Origin of the sequence: Pseudoalteromonas rhizosphaerae, from assembly GCF_902498845.1 — a bacterium.
In the GTDB taxonomy this organism is placed as follows: Bacteria; Pseudomonadota; Gammaproteobacteria; order Enterobacterales; family Alteromonadaceae; genus Pseudoalteromonas; species Pseudoalteromonas rhizosphaerae.
Genome location: NZ_CABVLM010000052.1, coordinates 1 through 531, shown reverse-complemented (window position 1 = coordinate 531; position 531 = coordinate 1). Strand labels below are relative to the sequence as shown.

At 70.1% G+C, this 531-nt stretch carries 1 protein-coding gene; it reads left to right on the top strand.

Features of this window, described 5'->3' with window-relative positions:
- Window positions 1–531 (top strand): DDE-type integrase/transposase/recombinase (locus tag PSR9079_RS23420; RefSeq protein ID WP_149983459.1); only part of this gene is annotated, 531 nt, incomplete at both ends.

The window sequence follows — 531 nt, the reverse complement described above, 5'->3', positions numbered from 1 at the left end:
CGGTCCAGCCCCGAGCGATTGCGCCGGCCAAGGCGGTGGCGATCGTGGAGCTGCGCCGCAAGCGGCTGACCCAAGCGCGCATCGCCCAGGCGCTGGGCGTGTCAGCCAGCACCGTCGGCCGCGTCCTGGCCCGCGCCGGGCTGTCGCACCTGGCCGACCTGGAGCCGGCCGAGCCGGTGGTGCGCTACGAGCATCAGGCCCCCGGCGATCTGCTGCACATCGACATCAAGAAGCTGGGACGTATCCAGCGCCCTGGCCACCGGGTCACGGGCAACCGACGCGATACCGTTGAGGGGGCCGGCTGGGACTTCGTCTTCGTGGCCATCGATGACCACGCCCGCGTGGCCTTCACCGACATCCACCCCGACGAGGGCTTCCCCAGCGCCGTCCAGTTCCTCAAGGACGCAGTGGCCTACTACCAGCGCCTGGGCGTGACCATCCAGCGCTTGCTCACCGACAATGGCTCGGCCTTTCGCAGCCGCGCCTTCGCCGCGCTGTGCCATGAGCTGGGCATCAAGCACCGCTTTACCC